Origin of the sequence: Fervidicola ferrireducens, assembly GCF_001562425.1 — a bacterium.
GTDB lineage: Bacteria > Bacillota > Thermosediminibacteria > Thermosediminibacterales > Thermosediminibacteraceae > Fervidicola > Fervidicola ferrireducens.
The window spans coordinates 1-18,210 of record NZ_LOED01000036.1; the positions used below are offsets into that span (position 1 = coordinate 1).

Consider the following 18,210-nt stretch of genomic DNA (forward strand, 5'->3'; position numbering starts at 1 on the left):
AGTTGAAGGAAATAGTGGGGAAGACATACGTTAGCCCGAAAGAATGCAGACGTATACTCCACAACGAAGGAATGGTCGTCATATACAACAGCCTATACCATCAGAATTAGAAGTTGCGGACGCATTCATCTCCATCTTATAGAAGATGGAGTCTTCTGCGTATTGAGGTGATAATTTCACAAATTCATAAATAACAGGAGGTGTCTTCATTTATTTATGAAAATTCCAAAAGCAAAACTTCAAGGTTTTTCTTTTATAGTAATCGCAATTGCGTGCGCCACTTTAGCGGCGCTACTAGTCATTCAGGCCGGGCTTAAAGCCGCGCCAATGGTGCCGGTGCTGCAGGTAACTTCCGAAGTGATGCCGGGCGATTTCCTGCAGGATAAAGTCACCGTTGTGAAAATCGCTAAAGCAAGCGTTCCTAAAGGAGCGATAAAACCCGGTGCGGACCTCAGCAAGGCTATAGCAAAGCACGGCCTTTCGCCGGGCGACATTCTCAGGGTCGACCATATACTCGACGACAGCGTGGACGGCGGACTGTTAAGTGCAAGGCTTCGCGCATTGGGCGACAGCAACCTGAGAGCCGTAGAACTGCCTATCGACAGCGTGGCGGGTATGCTGCCCGGCATGAAAGCAGGAGATAAAGTGGATGTCATTGCGGTGTTCGATACTCCCGGCAGCAATGGGAACGAAAAGACAAGCAAAACTATCTTGATGGATAGAAAGGTGATAGGAGTGCGAATAACGGAGGACGGTTCGGGTGCTTCTCTCGTCATAGCCGTGACGCCTCAAGAAGCGGAAACCCTCGCATTGTACAGGGAAAAAGGGAAGATTTATGTCAGCTTGAAGCCTTTCGGAGGAGGGAATTAATTATTATGGAATTCAAGGCTGAAGGAATGCCTGTGAATATAGTGCTCGGCGACCCTGATGTAAATTGGATGATGCAGGTGTCGCAAGAGCTGTCCGTAAACCCCAAAATCAGGGTGGTCGGATTTGCAAGCATGGGCCAAATGCTTATAGATAGGGCAAGCATGATGGCGGCCGATGCCGTGCTCGTAAACTACTCAATGCCGGATATGACCGCTATTGAAATAACCAGAAAGTTGGCCGATGCATCTCCGGGTACGGCGGTTTTCGTAATGGCCCCCACGATGTCCACACAGATCGTGATGACGGCTAAATCGGCCGGTATAGTTGAGGTGTTCGACAGGGCGAACTACAGTCCGGCAGAGGTCGCAAGGCGTATAGTTGAACATGTCGACTCTTTAAGGCGTGAATGGGCCGAAGTTGCGAGAAAGCACGGCATAGTGGAAAAAGGGACGGGCCCAATGGGAATAACGAGAAGAGAAACGGAGACCATCGTAAGGCCCATTACTCAGAGCATTATATTTACTCACTCGCCAAAGGGAGGAGTTGGGAAATCTACAATAGCGGCAAATCTGGCAGCGGCAATTAAAAATTCTCCGGTATTGTCCGGTGCTAAAGTGGCACTGCTCGATTTCGATTGCGAGTTCGGAAACCTGTCCACGCTTTTTGCTCTGCCGCCTAATATGGTGCTCACCCGCAACATATCCCAGTGGGCCAACGTGCCGGAAAATATCTCCGCCGCAGAAGTGGACGAACTTTTGGTGCCGACCCCTTCCGGCTTAATGGTACTGCCCGCTCCTATCAACCCAGCTATCGCTGCAAAGGTAACATACGAAACGGGTGACAAAGTGTTGAAAATCCTTAAGCGTTACTACAGCATAATCGTCATAGACGGTGGCCCCAAAATACCGGCGGTCGTAGATGCCGCACTTCAGCACGCCACCCACGTGCTCCTTATCTCAACGCCGGAAGGCCAGGCGGCGGAAAACCTTAACCGTGTCGTCAGCTTCTTGAGACCGGCCCCCAATTACCCGAATAAAGACTTCAGCTATCTATTGAGCAAAATGTTCCTCGTGATAAACAGGGTGAAAAAGTCCAGAGGTGAATTAACGCCCGCTCAGGTGGCGGAGATAGTAGGCGTCCCCGTTATAGCCGAAATACCGGAGGATGAAGTGGTGCCGCTTGCACTGCACGAAGGCAACGGCAAACAGGCAGTAGAATATAAACCGGATGCGCCGTTCTCGATCGCAATTAAACAGTTAGCCAACGAAATTACAGGAGCATATCCTATGGTAACAGCCCAAGCTCAGAAAAATAGGGCGGTGGTTGAAGAATTCGCACCGCAGAGGAAAAAGAGAAGGCTGTTCGGGTTTTTGCCGTTTTAAACGGCCTGCTCTCTGGCAAAACAAGAGAGGGATTGAGGAATCCCTCTCTTGTCGTTTTGATGCAAAACTAGTATCGAGTGAGGGGTGGTGTTGATGCGGTTATATGAAGCAATGGAAATGAGACAAAACCTGCAGGAACTTACAAAGGATACCTGGCAGATGCTTCGTCAAAAAGCACAAGAAAAGGTGCTCCGAGATGCGCCTAAAGATATCCTCGGTAAATACAGGGACCCGGAAGCAAAAAGCATCGTCCGAAAATACATTCAAATGGTAGTAGACAACGAACTTCCGGCACTGCCATACCAGGCAAGGATAGATATAACCGATAAGCTTGTGGACGAAATACAGGGATATGGGCCACTTGAAAAATATCTTGACGACCCGAACGTCACCGAAATTATCGTGGAACGCTACGACAAAATAATGGTCGAAGAAAACGGGGAACTGAAGAACGTCGACACAAAATTCGATTCCGAAGAACACTTAAGACTGGTGGTGGAGCGGATAATAGCCCCGCTGGGAAGACGGCTGGACTGGTCCAGCCCTACCGTCGACGCAAGGTTGCCGGACGGCTCCAGGGTCTGTGCCGTAATTCCTCCTATATCACCCGAAGGGACGACGGTCACAATAAGGAAATTCCGCCCTAACGTCAGTATGGATGACCTGGTAAAATGGGGGATGCTGCCGGAAGACGTCAGGGCTGGGCTTGAAGCCTGCGTCCGCGGCAGGTTGAACATGATTATAAGCGGCGGTACCGGTTCGGGTAAAACTACGTTCCTCAACGCACTTTCGGAATATATATCGCCGAAACTCTCAGTAATAACAATAGAAAACCCGATTGAGATGCAGCTTAGACACCCCAACGTCCGCAGGTGGGAAGCAAGGCCGCCAAACATCGAAGGGAAAGGCGAAGTAGACATGATGTCGCTCGTCATCACGGCGCTCCGCTCAAGGCCAGACATAATAATAGTCGGTGAGGTTAGGGGACGTGAAGCATACGCAATGCTTCAGGCTATGAATACGGGCCACCTGGGAAGCATGACGACGCTCCACGCAAATAACACGGCACAAGCAATGGAAAGATTGGTAGCGATGGTGGCAAGCGCACAAGAGCTGCCTAAAGAACTCGTACCGGCGTATATAGCGGAAACAATAGATGTGGTCGTGCATCTGATGAGAATGGCTGATGGAAAGAGAAGGTTGGTGGAAATCTCGGAAGTCATGGGAGAAAAAGACGGTAAAATCATAATGAACCCCCTGGTGAAGTTCAAGGTCGAAAAATTCGAGGACAACAATATAGTCGGAAGATGGGTCAAGGTCGGTGAATTTTCAAGGGCGGAAGTTTTAAGAGACAGAGGGGTGAATTTCCCGGGGTTTGTCCAACAGCCAGACAAATAACCCCAAAAAAAGAGAGTACATTTTTCGTATATTTTGTAACGGAACAACAAAAAGAATTGAAGAAAATATCCGCACCGCATTCTTCTGACTTCAGTCTAGGAGTTAGGTGCGGGTTTGTCTCCAAAAGAGATAATCAAAAAATCCATCGAAAGCCAGAAAGTAGGTGACTAAAATGCCACACCTGCACGGGTTCACCAAAACTCTCCGGTACAACCTGCTCATGCCAGCCGATGTGGAAAAGCAAGCTCTTTACACCACTACACTATACCGACAGGTGGTCTCCTACTATCTCCAGGTCTTCCAGGAACATCAGGAAATAATCGGCCACAGCAGGTGGCTGAAGGAAGCCGAAAGGCTGACTCACCAGACGAAGGACAACCCGGATCCGGAGTATTCTTTTGACAGGGAGTTTCCCAATCTTCCTTCTGGCTTTCGGAGGAGTGCCATCGCCGAAGCCCACGGCAAAGCTTTGGCCTGGAAGACAAGCTATGAGAAGTGGCAGGAGAGAAAACGCAGGCACGAAGAGAAGAACCGGAAGCGTGCTGCTGAAGGTAAGAAACCCATCAAATTCAAGGAACGTCCGCCGCAATATCCAGAAGACAACAACTGTTGGCTGATCTACTACGATACCGAATACAAATGGCTAGACTCCAACCACGTTTTGCTGAAAATGTTCACCGGGAAGTCCTATGTTTACCGGAAAGTTACGCTCCTGCAGCCTTTCGCCGTCTCTCCCGGCTATGTTGCTGGCTCTCCCATGCTGGTTAAAAAGCCGACCGGCTGGGAGCTGCACGTGCCCATCGTACGGGTTGCGAAGTTGGGCTTGAGAAAGGTTGAGGAACTCGTCAAGGATCCTTCTCTAAAAATCTGTGCGGTCGACCTGGGCATGAACCGCCATGCAGTGATGACTATCCAGGATACCGAAGGCAGGGTCTACGCGGCAAAGTTCATCTCCGCCGCAAAGGACAACCACCTTAGGAAGCGGTACCTGGAGAAGATAGTCAATCTGCAGAAGGAGACCAGGATCATCCCGGAAGGAGAACGGTTTGCGAAGCACCTATGGAACAAGGTTTCCAACCTGAATGACGACATTGCCCACCGGGTATCCAGACAGATAGTGGAGTTCGCTAAGATTCATGGTGCCAAAATCATCGTCTTCGAATATTTGGACAGCCTTAAGCCTTCCAAGGGAACCAGGTCGCACCGGCTTAACCAGAAGTTCATCCTGTGGGTGAAGGGGCGGATCTTTCGGTATACAAGTTACAAGGCATTGCACGAAAGCATAATCACCTGCCGGGTATCACCGAAAGAGACGTCGTCGCACTGTCCCTACTGCGGGTTCCCGACCATTGTTCGTTATAACAAAGGTAAAGGCGGGGAGGAAACCGAAGGCGTTGACTTGGCGAAATGCACCAACTGCGGGATACGCGATGTCAATTCGGACTTTATCGGCTCCCTGGGAATAGGACGGAACTTCCGGCTTAAATACTGCTTATAAAACCGCCGCGGGAAGACCCGTCTCCTTTAGGGGACGGGATGGAAGCGGCTGTGCAAGTATCTCCAAGGGCCGCTTAAGCGGCACCTGGAGTAGTCGGGACGGAAGTGACGGTCCCCTCCGGGAGGCCCCCCGGCAACGGGTCAAAAGGGCCGCTCGCACCGGTGTAACCCGGCAGGTGCGCGCACCTGCCGCCAGGAAGCCCTACACCTTTAGGTGTAGGGAGGAAGTCACAAGACTTATCTTACATTTATTTCACGCCGGACGGGCTCCAGATCCCTCCGGAAGACCTCTCTGGCGACAGAGGGGCGTCCATGCCACCTATACGGTGGTATTGTGGATCAGGCACGAACCCGCTGGTTGCTTGCACCCGGTAAAATACGGCGTATGCCAGTACGAGTTCCGGGGCCCGTGCTGGTAAGGGGTCGGGCCTACGGCCCGGGGACTCTTACGGCCGCGTACCCGGGGCAGGTACGAAGTTCCGGGAAGTAAAACCCGGAATCCCCTGACTTCAGTCAGGGGAGGTTCAACAGCCAACCACAACCGAACTACCCGCAGAACATGCCGAATAAGGAATAAACAGGCAGGGCAAACCCCGCTTGCAAAAGGAAAAAGCAAAGCGGGGTCTTGTTTTTTCTTCATTGTAAAAAGTAACTTTTCTGTCTGGAGGGATTTTATGCATGATAGAAGTTAAGATTGCAGGTTTATTGGCAGGTTTTTCGGTTTTTATATTGCTCTACACTCTAAAAATGGCTAAAAGGACAAATGTCAAGCTATCACGTTTCCAAATGATAAGGTACGATGTCGAAGATGACAGCGAGTTTCTCCAAAAAGAACGGGAATTGCGGGAAATGCAGAGATTATATAAAGCAGACCCGGCGAAGAAAACCTTGCTGTTGATTGCAGGAATGGCGTTTTGCGGGCTTGTCGGATACTCGTTATCCGGCAGGTTATCCTTTGCATTGGTGGGTTCTCTGGTAGGTTTTGTGGTGCCTGCAGTATGGGAGAAGTGGCAGGAAGAGGGACAAAAAAGGCTTTTGGAGATGCAATTTGAACAGGCGGTCGAACAAATGGCTATGGTAGTGAAATCCGGCGGTAGCATTCTTTCGGCCGTAGAAAAAGCCGCTCTGGAAGCAAAGCCGCCGTTAAAAAAGATATTGGAACTTATGGCCGCACAACTGAAACTTAATGTCCCTGCCGCTCAGGTGTTTAGATGGGCGCTGGAAAGGATACCAGTCCCGGAACTTGAAATGATGGTGGTAGTTTCTTCGCTCCAGCAGGCAGGTATGGCCGTAAATATGGCGGCAGCACTCGGAAGGATACAAGAGGGTATTAGAGAAAGGAGGGCTTTCAGAGAACAGGTTTCGGCTATTACCGCAGAAGGCAGACTGGCCGGTAAAGTCGTGAGCGTACTGCCGTTCCTGGTTATCGGGTTCATCAGAAAAGCCGCACCTCAATTCGTGGAGCCTTTATTTACCACAGCGTGGGGAATAGCACTGTTGATACTGTCTATAGCAATGATAATCGGCGGCTCGATATGGATGAACAAGATTATGCAAATCGAAACATAGAAAGGGGGAAGGGGTGATACCGATTGCCTAAGAGCCTAATCGTGGCAGGATGGCTTGCATGGATATCGGTCATTTCAGCGTTTATCGGGCTGGACTTAATGAAGCAAAGGGAAAGAGGCGGATATGAAAAGCTGTTCAATATACCGGATAAAAACCCGCTGCTTGCTTTGGCGGAAAAGGTCGGCCCAATAGCGGCGACCTGGTTCCCACTCGCAAATATTGAAATACTTGAAAGACAGATAATATGGGCAGGGAAACCGTTCGGGATAAACCCGGAACTGTTCATAGGGTTAAAATTTGTAGCGGCATTCCTCGGCGTCATACTCGGTTCAGCCTTAATGCTGGCCGGATTCCCTTCGATATTCGTCATTGCTGTCGCAATGGTGGCGTATTTTATCCCGGACTATTTCTTGCGCGCCGCTATCGAGCAAAGGCAGAAAAGCATAAGGAAAGAACTCCCCATGATGCTGGATTTCTTGTCCACTTCACTCAGGGCTGGTGTCGAACTGGTACCTGCCCTTAATACCGTCGGCAACCAGCTCAGCGGTGCATTGGGTGAAGAACTTAGAAAGGCGTCAAGAGAAATAGCAACCGGTAAACCCAGGGCTCAGGCTTTAAAAGATATGGCAAAACGGACCGGTGTGGACGAAGTAGACCGCTTCGTCCAGACGTTGGTAGTAGCCGAGGAAAGGGGGGTGGAGAATTTTGCGGTAATCGTGGACGAACTAGCGAAGGATATAAGGACTAGCAGGTTGAGGAAGGCTGAAGAAGAAGCAAGAAAACTGTCTACAAAAATAGTGGCGCCACTTATATTATGCATTTTCTTGCCCATGATTATCTTGATTCTGGCGCCCATAGCATCTGTGTTGAAAAATGCATTGTTTTAATTCTTAAAATTTAAAATTCAAATGACTTAAAGGAGGTATCTATTGAATTATGATCAAGGATTTCTTGAAAGCTATTCGGGACTTTCACAGAGATGATTCCGGCGATGTGGTGCAGACGGCAATCCTGGTTGCAGTGTTCGCCGTGCTTGCTATCGGAGGTTATATGTTCCTGGCACCTATGGTTAAAAACCTCTTCAACAAAGCCGGTAACGAATTGCAGAGAGGCAATAGTTATACCTATTAATTGTGAGGTGCTCAGAATGCGCCTCTTTTTTTTTTTTTTTTTTAATTCCCCTTTTATCAAGACTTTAGAAAGAAACAACGGGGAGGAGGAATCTTTTTGCGCATAGCTGTGGTAAGTGCCGATTTAAAAAAGAGAAAGGCGGTTGCGGAAGAAATATCGCAGGAATATCGCCTTCCAATAATAGCAGAACAAGATGACGTTTTCAGGAAGAAGAATCCGGAAAAGATTGAAGCCCCGGAAATGATATTAAAAACAATTCTGGAAAGACAGATAAAAAAGCAAATCCTTTGTCGAGACGGTTTTGTGAGCAGCGGCAGCACTTTGGATTATGTTGCGCTTTATAAGACATTTATTGACTTGAAAGATAAAGAAAAGGCTAACATACCCGACCTTATAAAAGCGAGAATGCATGCATGGCGCCATTTAGATAAGATAATTTATCTTCCGCTTACCCAAAACAGGAATAAATTTTATATAAGGTATGACAGTTACCTAAAGGCAAAACTTGAACTTATTAGGGAGAACGGTTGCGTACAAATAATTGCATTAGAAGACCGGTCGCAACTCCCACTTTTGTTCCCGAAAGGGGTTGGTGTCAATGGGGCAGCAGCTATATGCGGCAAGGAAAGAGATCTGGAAACCGTTTGATATAGCTTACCAACCGATTATTTCCATTAGTAACGGAGCTATCTACGGTTACGAAGCTCTCTTTAGACCCCAAAATGGGACGCCAGAACAGATTATTGAAATCGCTGCAAGCAAAGGAAAGTTAGTTGAACTTGAGACGCAGATATGCGAGGAAGCGGTTAACCGGTTCATACGCGTGGAAACAAGATTAATGTTATTTCTAAATCTTACTCCGGCTTCATATTCCTTCGCAAACGGCAGGGTGATAATGGAATCTTTGGTTGGTATTCCTCCAGAAAGAGTAGTCCTGGAAATAACTGAATGCGTTAATCTTCCTAAAGATATACGCACTATAACAAGTCGATGGAGACGTTTTGGTTATAAATTGGCTGTAGATGATATAAGCAAGGGGTATGCAAGATTGACAGCAATAGCAGAATTAGAACCGGACTTTATAAAGATCGACAGGGAATGCATTGCAGGTGCTCTACAATCCAATTCATGGCTTAAAGTCCTAGAAGGTGTTATATATATGGCACGCAATATAAATGCAATGACTATCGGGGAAGGAATTGAAATGGAATCTGAAAAGAGATTGCTGGAAGAATTCGGGGTGGATTTTGGGCAGGGATATTACTTCGGCAAACCGGAAATTTGGTTTCCTTGTAAGGGGGATAAGGGGGGTGGTTGAAAATAAAAAGCAAAATAACCAATAGCAGAATCAAGAATATTGTTACTTCAGAAAAAGGACAGCTCCTGCCGTTCATAGCGGTAGTACTCCTGTTACTCATCCTATTCACCGCTTTTCAATTTGGGCTGGCTACTGCTTACCTTGCACGCATTAAGGTAAGAGATGCCCTGGATTCAGCCGTGCTTTCGGCCGCTTCTATAGCCGAAATAAAAGAAAAACCGACGTACTACGGCGAAAGAAAGAAGCGGGTAAGCGATGACCCTCCGGAATACGAATGGCGAAAGACTACCAGTGATTACGTAAAATATATCACGTTGTCCAACGGTGCGGCACGAGATATTGCAGAAGAATATTTTATAAAAAACCTTCAACTTGCAAGATTGAAAGATTGGCGGTTAATTTCCCTCGATATTGGAGTTACTGAAGAACAAAATATGCTGCAAGTGCATAAGCATAGGCCGCATACCGAGGGAGTAATAACCTCCTGGGAGGAAAACTTTCCTCGCTGGGTTGCCGTAGATGCAGTAGCGTTGGTAGAAGTGCCTGCACCTCTCGGGGGGGTCTTCGGTAGAGAAAAGATGATAGTAAAAGTGAGTGCCCAAGCCAAGAAAAATATACAGCTCGTTAATGTGGGGGGAGGGACGTGGAACTAGTTAAAAATAACAGAGGTTCGGCTACCATCGAAACCGCAACAATGTTTCTACTTATAATAGTCTTGGTAGTGGGGTTTATGTACCTCATGCAGACGGTAACTGCATACAGCGCCATCCAGACTGCAGCAAGAGAAGGAGCTAGAGAATACTCATTAACAGACGATAAAACAAAAGCTGTTAATAAAGCAGTCAGAGAACTAACACTGGCGGGGATCGACCCAAGTCGGGCAAAAATATCGGCAAAATCCGTCGGGCAGGAAAGAAGGGTGAGTATTACCTATCAATATGACTTTTACGTGCCGTTTCTCGGGGAGAAAGATATGACTATAGAAAGCGGAGCGGTGTTTCGTGTGGTAGGATCTCCCGATAAAAACTAAAGAGGGGGCAAGATTGAGATGTTCGGCAGGATGTGGAAGAAAAATAGCGGCTCGGTAATTGTAGAAACGGCAGTAATGTTTATGATAGTAACAATGCTGGCCGTCGGATACATCTACTTTACGCAGGCCATGAGAATTAATACTGTCGCCAAGATTGCGGCACGTGAAGGGGCACGCCAATATGCCGTCACAAATGATTCTTACGCAGCAAAGGAAAAGGTGCTGTCCGAGTTAGCTCTGGGCGGCGTCGACCCAGGTGCGGCTTACGTGGCAACAAAGGCTAGCGGTAATAAGAGAATGGTGACGGTCCAGATCCGGTATGCTTTCTATACGCCATTCGTCGGCGAATGCGACCTGGACTTAAGAGGAGCCGCTGAGTACAAACTGGAGCAGAATCCCGATTTCTATCAGAAAGAAGGGAAGGAATAGCAAGATGCGTTTAATTGTCCCTTATCTATTTCTTGCTCTGGCATGCTTCTTCGACTTGGAAGAAAGGCGAATACCTAACGAAATAACATATGGCATGTTTATCACCGGCTTGTTGTACCAGGCTCTAAAAGATGGGTTAGGGGCAATACCTGGCGTGTTGGGATGGACTGCTGTTTGTTTGGGGCTGGTGGCAATTCTTTCTAAAGCTTTTCGGCTCGGCGGAGGTGATATAAAACTTGCAATGGCATCGGCGGCCTGGTTGAGGGAATATACACCGGTTGCTCTTTTCATCGCTTTTTCGCTTATCATAGTATGGACCGTTGTATTAGCTGTAAAAAAATACGGGGTTAGAAATTTGTTAAACTCGATACTGTTGGAAGCACTTTATCATACAAAATTGAATCTAGGCGTTCAACTGCCTGGCGCTGTCTTCTTGGCTCTGGGATACGCAATCGCAGATTGCCTTTGGAATGAGACGGTCATAATATTAGCTTAGTCATCGAAAGGGGGTGTTGCATATAAAAATCGCAAAGAAAAACACATGGGTATTGTTTACCGTAATTGCAGTGATATTCGGCTTAATAGCTGCTTATACATCCGTATCCATCGTTAGAAAATACACTGATACGGATAAAGTAGTTATAGCTGCCGGAGATATACGAGCATACAGGAAAGTAACTCTCGATGACGTAAAAGTTGTGGAAATCCCTAAAGTGGCAATACCTTCAGACGCTGTTAAATCTTTAAATGACATCGTTGGTAAATACCTAATGTACCCGGTCTCCGCAGGGGACATAATAAGGGCTTCTAAAATAGCGGATATGAAAATAAGTTCGCTCCTTTCAGCACAACTAACTCATTTGAAAGACCCTAAAATGAGGGCGTTTGCCTTGCCATTTACAAAAGAGACAGGACTGGGAGGAAATATAGAGCCGGGCGATAGAGTAGATATAGTGGCCTCGGTAAAAATCGATACAAACACAGGCCCGGTAGGCGTCGGAAAAATAGTCGCTCAAAACGTACAGGTGTTGCAGGTAGAAAAACCATCAAGCGGCGGCACCGGCATAGTGATAGTAGCACTGACGCCGCAGCAGATCGAGGACATAGCTTTCGCACTGACTTCAGGACAACTCCGCTTCGCACTCAATCCGTATGAAACGGACGTAAATGCCGCCAAGACAGAAGGGGTTACCGGTAAGGCTTGGTTCGAAAAATACGGGTTTACATTGCCAGGAGAAGGTACAAGTGATACTATCAAAAATAAGCAATAAAAACGAAAATCCTATAGAGAAAGGAGGAAATAGTGGGCGCCGCATTAACCATCCCGATTGACGGGAAAAACTTCTGTTAATGCGGCGCTCTAAAAGAATAATTATGCAAAAAGTTTTTGTGGTTGGAAGCCCATCTTTTTGCGAAGATTGCGTGAAAAATATAGAAGGACAGTATGGATTCCGGGTATTGGGAGCGGCTTATTCCAAAGAGGAAGCTGCCCTCCTTATTGCCGACCTTTCTCCGGATATATTGATAGTGGATGCCGATGTTAATGAGGGTGGAATAAATGTAGGTGAGCAGCTTAAAAAACAAAGGGAAGATATAATTGTTTTCATCGCTTCGGACTATTCCAGCATTGACCTGTTGCAGAGGGCTATAGCTAAAGGGCTGAACGGCATAGTGAAAAAGCCCGTCAGCGCTGCGGCGCTTGCAGATGCGGTCGAAAAAGCCAAAAAATGCGGGACTTGCCAGATTACCGACGAAGGCCAGAGTAAAGAGATATTTGTCTTCTATGCCCCCAAAGGTGGCGTAGGGAAAACTACCCTGGCGGTAAATTTAAGCGGCCTTATAGCTTCCCAGAAAGGGAAGAATATGAAAATCGCTGTGGCAGACCTCGATGTATGGGCTAACGTACAGTCTATGCTGCAGTTAAAAGGAGGGCGGAGTATTGCCGACTGGGATCTATATCTTGACAACTTTAACCCCGAAGAACTGCGCAATTACGTCGTTACACATCCGCTAGGATTCGATATAATACCTGGGATTAAAAGAATAACAGAGGCAGGTATATTTACCGCCGAGTTTACCTCCAAGTTCTTTGAGGTTGTCCAGAACATTTATGACCTCATAATAGTGGATACCAACAGCACGATAAATGATGGCACAACCGTGGCGTTCGAAAAAGCCACAAGGATTTTCGTCATCGGCACTTTGGAAGTCCCCACATTAAAAGGGTTAAATGATTTAAAGGAAGTATTCGACTTATTGGGCGTAAGTATGCATAAAATACGGATGGTGTTAAACAGGATTCCTGAAAAACCGGATATTTCAATAAAGGAAGTCGCCCAGTTGATACCGTTCCCGTTGATTGCCAAGATAAAAGAAAATCCCGAAGTAAGAGTGGCGGTTAACAGAGGAGAAATATATGCTGTTACACATCCGGACTCGGAGTTCCGGTATGAAATTGCGAAACTGGCTGCGGGAATTATCGGGCTGGAACAGGAAATCTCACAAAGACAAAAAGGCTTTTTTAAGTTTGGGGCAAAACGCCTGAGGTAGTAGCCGCTGCGATGCGGCTTGCCTCAGGTTTTTGTTTTTTTAATGGAAAGTTTTTTGAAAATAAGGGGGAGTTTTAAGATATGATGCCTTCTAACATAAATACCGGTAACGGTTCCAACCCGCAAGCAACCTACCTGGAATGCATGAAAAATGAAAATGTGTTAAAGGCTTTTGAAAACGTGCGAAGGGAGATATACGCACAGGCCGATGCGAGTTTTTACACATTACTTCAATCCGGTAAGGACAAAAATGCCGCCAAGCAGCAGCTCAAAAAAGTCATAGTGGATGTAATGTCTAAGGAACCCAGTGCAATACCGCTCAACAGAGCCCAAAAAGATGCGATTGTAAATGCCCTTCTCGAAGACATGCTGGGGTATGGCCCTATACAGCCGCTCCTCGACGACCCCGAAGTGTCCGAAGTCATGGTCGTAAGAAAAGATCTTATCTACTACGAAAAGAACGGCATCATCTATAAGTCCGATATCACATTTAGAGATGAAGAACACGTCAGAACTATAATACAGAAAATAGTGAGTCCGCTGGGCAGGCGAATCGATGAATCGACGCCGCTTGTAGATGCAAGACTGCCTGATGGCTCAAGGGTGAATGCAGTTATACCGCCGGTCGCAATTGACGGCGCTTGCATTACCATAAGAAAGTTCGGCAAAAAATTTACCGCCGAAGAACTGGTTAAAAGCGGGAGCATCGATGAAGTCAGCCTGGAATTGCTCAAAAAGTTCGTGCAGGGGCGGCTGAACATCCTGATAATCGGAGGCACCGGGTCCGGGAAAACAACGCTGCTCAACGTGCTATCGTCCTTCATACCTCCTACCGAAAGGATAGTCACAATCGAAGATTCCGCGGAACTCCAGCTTCAGCAGGAACACGTGGTGAGGCTTGAAGCCAGGCCGCCAAACATAGAAGGAAAAGGTGAAATAACCATCCAGACATTGGTTAAAAACGCCCTCAGGATGAGGCCGGACAGGATAATAGTAGGCGAATGCAGGGGCGGCGAAGCATTAGACATGCTGCAGGCGATGAATACGGGCCATGAAGGCAGTATAACAACATTACACGCTAACAGCCCCCGTGATGCTATATCGAGACTCACCGTAATGGTCCTTATGTCAGGGCAAGAATTACCTCATAAAGCTATTAAGGAACAGATAGCGGCTGCGGTTGACCTTATCGTCCAGGTTGCAAGGATGAGGGACGGTAAGAGACGAGTGATAAAGATGAGCGAAGTTGTGGGATTAAATACGGAAGGTGACGTGGAAGTAGTAGATATCATGGATTTCAAAATACACGGGACTGACGAAAACGGGAAAATAATCGGGCGTTTGGAGCCTACCGGATATATCCCGAGCTTCCTGGAAAAATTGGCGTGGTACGGTATTGAAGTGCCGGTCGAAGTGTTCCAAAAGAAATACAAGAAATGAAAGCAGGGGGTTCTTTAAGCTATGCTTGAACTAAATCGTATAGTCGCCATAACCGTATTTTGTTTCGTATTTACTGTCTCACAAATGCTCTACTTTTACGTGTCAAATAGAAAAACCCTTAAGAAATTAATTTCGTCATCTTATTACATGGATTATAGAGAAGAAACTTCGAGTAAGAGAAGGACGTTTGTTCAAAGTAAGGCAAATCAACGAAACAACTTAAAGCAGGCTAGGACGATTACTACTTTGATAGCATTGATAGCTGCCGTATTTACGGCGGCACTTTTGCTTTTCAGCAACCCGATTATAGCCGGCCTTGCTGCCGCCGCAGTCTTATTGATGATGTTTTTGGGGCAGAAAGTACAAAAACTCCGATACTCGGAACTTTTTAATAAAAACCTGGGAGATGCTTTAATCCTTGGCGCCAATGCAATGAGGGCCGGTGCTTCCGTGGCTCAGGCAATAGAAAATATAGCCTTAAATGCAGCATATCCCGTTAATATAGAGTTTGCCAAAGTGAATAAGGCAATTAAGCTCGGGATGCCAGTTAGCGAAGCATTAGCAATAATTAAAGAGGATGTCAATTCAAGAGAAGCGGAAGTCCTTATAACAGCCGTCAATATTTTGCTCTACACCGGCGGAAATATGGCGGAAGTGTTCGAAAATATATCGAGAGTAATTAAAGAAAGAGTGGTCTTTAAAAGCACGGTAAGAGCTATGACGGCACAAACGAGATTGTCCGCTGCCGTCATAAGCGCAATGCCGTTTTTCATTGTGGGGGCGGTAAATTATATAAGCCCTGAATATTTTACGCCATTGATAGAGCTATACGGGCGGAAAGTCTTCGCATTCGCTTTCGGAATGGTCGGGGTGGGATGGCTGTTTATAAGAAAGCTGATGAATATCGATACGGACTAATAAATTGGGGGATCGAAAATGACAAATGAATTTTTGGTATTGGGAGCATTGTGTTTCATAAGCGGCATGCTATTTATATTCTCCATTGCAGCAGCAAGAAGTAGATCCGTAAAAGGTTTGCAAAGCCTGATATACGATAGGGAAACAGTCGTGGAGGACATCAAAGAAAGCGTAAATATCGAGTTCAATAAACAACGTCTGCTTGAAATTGTAAAAAAGTTACGGTTCATACCATTAAAATTTCTCCCTCAAAATGTTGTGGCCGATATCAGGCAGCGGTTGATATATGCAGGACTGGCCGGTAAAATAAAACCTGAAGAGTTTTATTCCCTTAAAGTCGTCGTCGCATTGATGTTTTTCGGGATTGTTTCTTCTTTGCTGTATGTGGGGCAAGGAATAGCGGGCTTAGGAATATCATTGATAGCTTTTGCGGTCGGCTACTTGCTGCCGGATAAATATTTGAACTATATCATTGCAAAGAAAAAAGCCGATATTGAAAAGAATATACTTTCTTTTGTAGACATACTATCCGTATCGTGTGAAGCAGGGTTGGGCTTAAACGAAGCAGTAAAGCGGGTCTGCGCAACATTTAAAGGGACGTTAAGCGAAGAGTTTATGAGAACATTCGGCGAAATCGAAACTGGAAAGCCTTACTCTGCGGCATTAAAGGATTTGGGAGAAAGAAACCCATCGGAAAGCCTCCGTTTTTTAACCGAAATGCTGGTGCAGGCAGAAAAATACGGGACGCCAGTGGCAAGAATTTTAAAAGATTTTACCGAACAAACGAGAATGCTAAGAAAACAGAAAGCGCAGGAAATCGCCCAAAAAGCAGTCATTAAAATGATGTTCCCAATACTAATATTCATTTTGGCACCAATACTCATATTAATAATGTCCCCTGCATTAATAAGCGTGTTGAGCTTGTTTTAATTTTGTTTTTTGGAACAAAGAATACAAAAATTTGTCAACCTGCCATTGACAAAAGATCGAATTTATAGTATCCTAAAAGCAGGGTCAGTTGAAAACTGGGGAACAAAAGTGGGGAACAACATAGCCCCGGATGGATAAGTCTGTGTCAAATACAGGGGTGGTACGCGCGTACCACTGACAGCAAAGCCAGCTAACAAGCTGGCTTTTATTTTTTTTTATTTTGTGAGAGCAAAATTAACTTCGCAGGAGGTTGGTTGCATGGAAAACTTTGGAAACATTCTAACCACTGCAAAAAAAGAAAGGGGGGAAACCGGATTGTTTCAGATGCTTAAAAAAGTCATCGCCTCTGAGGACGGCCAGGGTTTCATGGAATATGCCCTGATAGCTGCCCTTGTTGTAATCGGTGCCATCGTTGCTTTCAGAACCCTGGGCAGGGGTATCAGCAGCAAGATAAATCAAGTCAACAATGACCTCACTAATGCCAATCCGTAGTAATTCTCACCGCTGAACCTGCTTCCTAGAGTAGATAGGTATGCGAGGACTTCCAGCCACTTCGAATGCGTGGCTTTTAAAACCCTTGGCGAAGGCATCCGCAGCAAGATAGGTCAACTACCCCCGCTTGTAGAAGTGGGGGCTTGTCGGTAGGGGTGAACTGCTGACAGGTCTGCTGACAGGCAGGTAGTTGAACGCGGGTGTGCGGCAGCAGAACCTGACGTTCTGGGACGACACTCCCAGTCCCGGGAGACAGCGGTGAAATCCCGCGGCCTTACACGGGGTGCTGCCGCACACCTCAGGGAGACCCACCACCTTTCAAAAAGGTGCCCGGATCACAGGGCTCCTGCAAGAGGAGGAAAAAGATGGTATTGTTCACTGCCGACAAATACGGTAGGCCCGGCCACCCGACGAAAAGGTTCGACATGATAAGGAAACTGAGGAAGAAGGGTAAAGTAAGAATCGTTGGTGGAGGGACCTCCGGCAAGCCACCGGTAGCAGTGTTCCTGGACAGGGAATTTGATTGCTCCAAAACAGTACCAAGGAAACTCATCATAGCGCTCGACCCGGGATATAACTACATAGGGTTTGTTGTGTGCGAAACAAAAAATGGGAAACTGATCGCATACTGCCAGGGTGTTTTACAAACCAGAATTCCCGAGATTAAGGAGTTGATGACAGAAAGAAGAAGACACCGAAGGAACAGAAGATACTATTCGCGGTGCAAAAAGAGACATTTATCCGCCAGACATGGTAGGGTTTTAACAAAATTTAAGGCGCCAAGAATAGTAAGGGCTAGAGACAAGTCGAACGCCACCCTCAAACATGGTGTGGAAACGCACTTCAATCTTTACAAAAAGCTTTTAAGGCTCTTCCCCTTTCCAGCAGAGCAGGTTGTATTTGTCATGGAGGATAACGTCTTCGATGTCAGGGCAATGACATGGGGCAAAACATACGGCACGGGTTACCAGAGATCACCCAGAACGCCAGCAGAGAGGAAATGCATCCTTTGCGGGACAAAAGAGAATTTGCAAAAACACCACCTGATACAGCGGAAGAGCGGTGGTACGGACGTTCAGGAGAACCTGGTATACCTATGCAAAGACTGCCATGAAGATGTACATGCCGGGAGGGTATATATCCCCATAAAAGGCATCAAGCAGTGGCGTGCATTGGGGACGATGAACGCAATAATGGGGAAACTGCGGAAAATGCCGCGGCTGGAGTTTGTACCTGCATCGGACGTGGCACAGGCGA

Annotated in this window: 20 protein-coding genes; all 20 read left to right on the forward strand. The window is 46.7% G+C overall.

Annotated features, from left to right (window positions below; translation table 11 throughout):
* Nucleotides 1-216: 216 nt before the first annotated feature.
* Nucleotides 217-870, forward strand: coding sequence for a Flp pilus assembly protein CpaB (gene cpaB, locus AN618_RS10485; protein WP_066354750.1), 654 nt, complete (start codon nt 217-219; stop codon nt 868-870).
* Nucleotides 871-875: 5 nt separating this feature from the next.
* Entirely contained in the window at nt 876-2,252 is a 1,377-nt protein-coding gene (locus AN618_RS10490; RefSeq protein ID WP_066354752.1) for a CpaE/TadZ family protein, read from the forward strand.
* 93 nt (nt 2,253-2,345) lie between these two features.
* Nucleotides 2,346-3,650, forward strand: coding sequence for a TadA family conjugal transfer-associated ATPase (locus AN618_RS10495; protein WP_066354759.1), 1,305 nt, complete (start codon nt 2,346-2,348; stop codon nt 3,648-3,650).
* A 172-nt stretch (nt 3,651-3,822) separates the two neighbouring features.
* Complete coding sequence (locus AN618_RS10500) at nt 3,823-5,148, forward strand: zinc ribbon domain-containing protein (protein ID WP_066354761.1); 1,326 nt, start codon at nt 3,823-3,825, stop codon at nt 5,146-5,148.
* A 677-nt stretch (nt 5,149-5,825) separates the two neighbouring features.
* Entirely contained in the window at nt 5,826-6,716 is an 891-nt protein-coding gene (locus tag AN618_RS10505; RefSeq protein WP_066354762.1) for a type II secretion system F family protein, read from the forward strand.
* Between the two features lie 23 nt (nt 6,717-6,739).
* Nucleotides 6,740-7,603, forward strand: a complete 864-nt coding sequence (locus AN618_RS10510; RefSeq protein WP_066354769.1) for a type II secretion system F family protein — start codon at nt 6,740-6,742, stop codon at nt 7,601-7,603.
* A 49-nt stretch (nt 7,604-7,652) separates the two neighbouring features.
* Nucleotides 7,653-7,847, forward strand: coding sequence for a hypothetical protein (locus tag AN618_RS10515; RefSeq protein WP_066354775.1), 195 nt, complete (start codon nt 7,653-7,655; stop codon nt 7,845-7,847).
* Between the two features lie 96 nt (nt 7,848-7,943).
* Nucleotides 7,944-8,495, forward strand: coding sequence for a hypothetical protein (locus AN618_RS10520; RefSeq protein WP_066354780.1), 552 nt, complete (start codon nt 7,944-7,946; stop codon nt 8,493-8,495).
* Nucleotides 8,446-9,165, forward strand: coding sequence for an EAL domain-containing protein (locus AN618_RS10525; protein WP_066354783.1), 720 nt, complete (start codon nt 8,446-8,448; stop codon nt 9,163-9,165). Before AN618_RS10520 ends, AN618_RS10525 begins: the two co-directional genes overlap by 50 nt.
* Nucleotides 9,162-9,818 carry a pilus assembly protein TadG-related protein gene (locus tag AN618_RS10530; RefSeq protein ID WP_066354785.1) on the forward strand — a complete coding sequence of 219 codons (657 nt, stop codon included), beginning with the start codon at nt 9,162-9,164 and terminating at the stop codon, nt 9,816-9,818. The genes AN618_RS10525 and AN618_RS10530 overlap by 4 nt, the downstream gene beginning before the upstream one ends.
* Nucleotides 9,809-10,195, forward strand: a complete 387-nt coding sequence (locus tag AN618_RS10535; protein ID WP_066354789.1) for a TadE/TadG family type IV pilus assembly protein — start codon at nt 9,809-9,811, stop codon at nt 10,193-10,195. Before AN618_RS10530 ends, AN618_RS10535 begins: the two co-directional genes overlap by 10 nt.
* Nucleotides 10,196-10,213: 18 nt before the next feature.
* A complete protein-coding gene (locus AN618_RS10540; RefSeq protein WP_066354790.1) occupies nt 10,214-10,624 on the forward strand; it encodes a TadE/TadG family type IV pilus assembly protein in 411 nt (136 codons plus the stop codon).
* Between the two features lie 4 nt (nt 10,625-10,628).
* Entirely contained in the window at nt 10,629-11,120 is a 492-nt protein-coding gene (locus tag AN618_RS10545) for a prepilin peptidase (protein ID WP_066354792.1), read from the forward strand.
* Between the two features lie 13 nt (nt 11,121-11,133).
* The gene (gene cpaB, locus AN618_RS10550; protein ID WP_083515178.1) at nt 11,134-11,895 is read left to right on the forward strand and encodes a Flp pilus assembly protein CpaB; all 762 of its coding nucleotides are present in this window, start codon (nt 11,134-11,136) and stop codon (nt 11,893-11,895) included.
* Between the two features lie 151 nt (nt 11,896-12,046).
* Nucleotides 12,047-13,174, forward strand: coding sequence for an AAA family ATPase (locus AN618_RS10555; protein ID WP_187694922.1), 1,128 nt, complete (start codon nt 12,047-12,049; stop codon nt 13,172-13,174).
* Between the two features lie 80 nt (nt 13,175-13,254).
* Nucleotides 13,255-14,613, forward strand: coding sequence for a TadA family conjugal transfer-associated ATPase (locus AN618_RS10560; protein WP_066354796.1), 1,359 nt, complete (start codon nt 13,255-13,257; stop codon nt 14,611-14,613).
* An 84-nt stretch (nt 14,614-14,697) separates the two neighbouring features.
* On the forward strand, nt 14,698-15,531 hold the full coding sequence (locus tag AN618_RS10565; protein ID WP_222926476.1) for a type II secretion system F family protein: 834 nt from the start codon (nt 14,698-14,700) through the stop codon (nt 15,529-15,531).
* 18 nt (nt 15,532-15,549) lie between these two features.
* Nucleotides 15,550-16,461, forward strand: coding sequence for a type II secretion system F family protein (locus AN618_RS10570; RefSeq protein WP_066354802.1), 912 nt, complete (start codon nt 15,550-15,552; stop codon nt 16,459-16,461).
* 258 nt (nt 16,462-16,719) lie between these two features.
* Nucleotides 16,720-16,953: a Flp family type IVb pilin gene (locus AN618_RS10575; protein ID WP_066354804.1), complete on the forward strand. Its 234-nt coding sequence runs from the start codon at nt 16,720-16,722 to the stop codon at nt 16,951-16,953.
* A 365-nt stretch (nt 16,954-17,318) separates the two neighbouring features.
* The coding region (locus tag AN618_RS10580) for an RRXRR domain-containing protein (protein WP_187694923.1) at nt 17,319-18,210 on the forward strand (892 nt) is incomplete at its 3' end.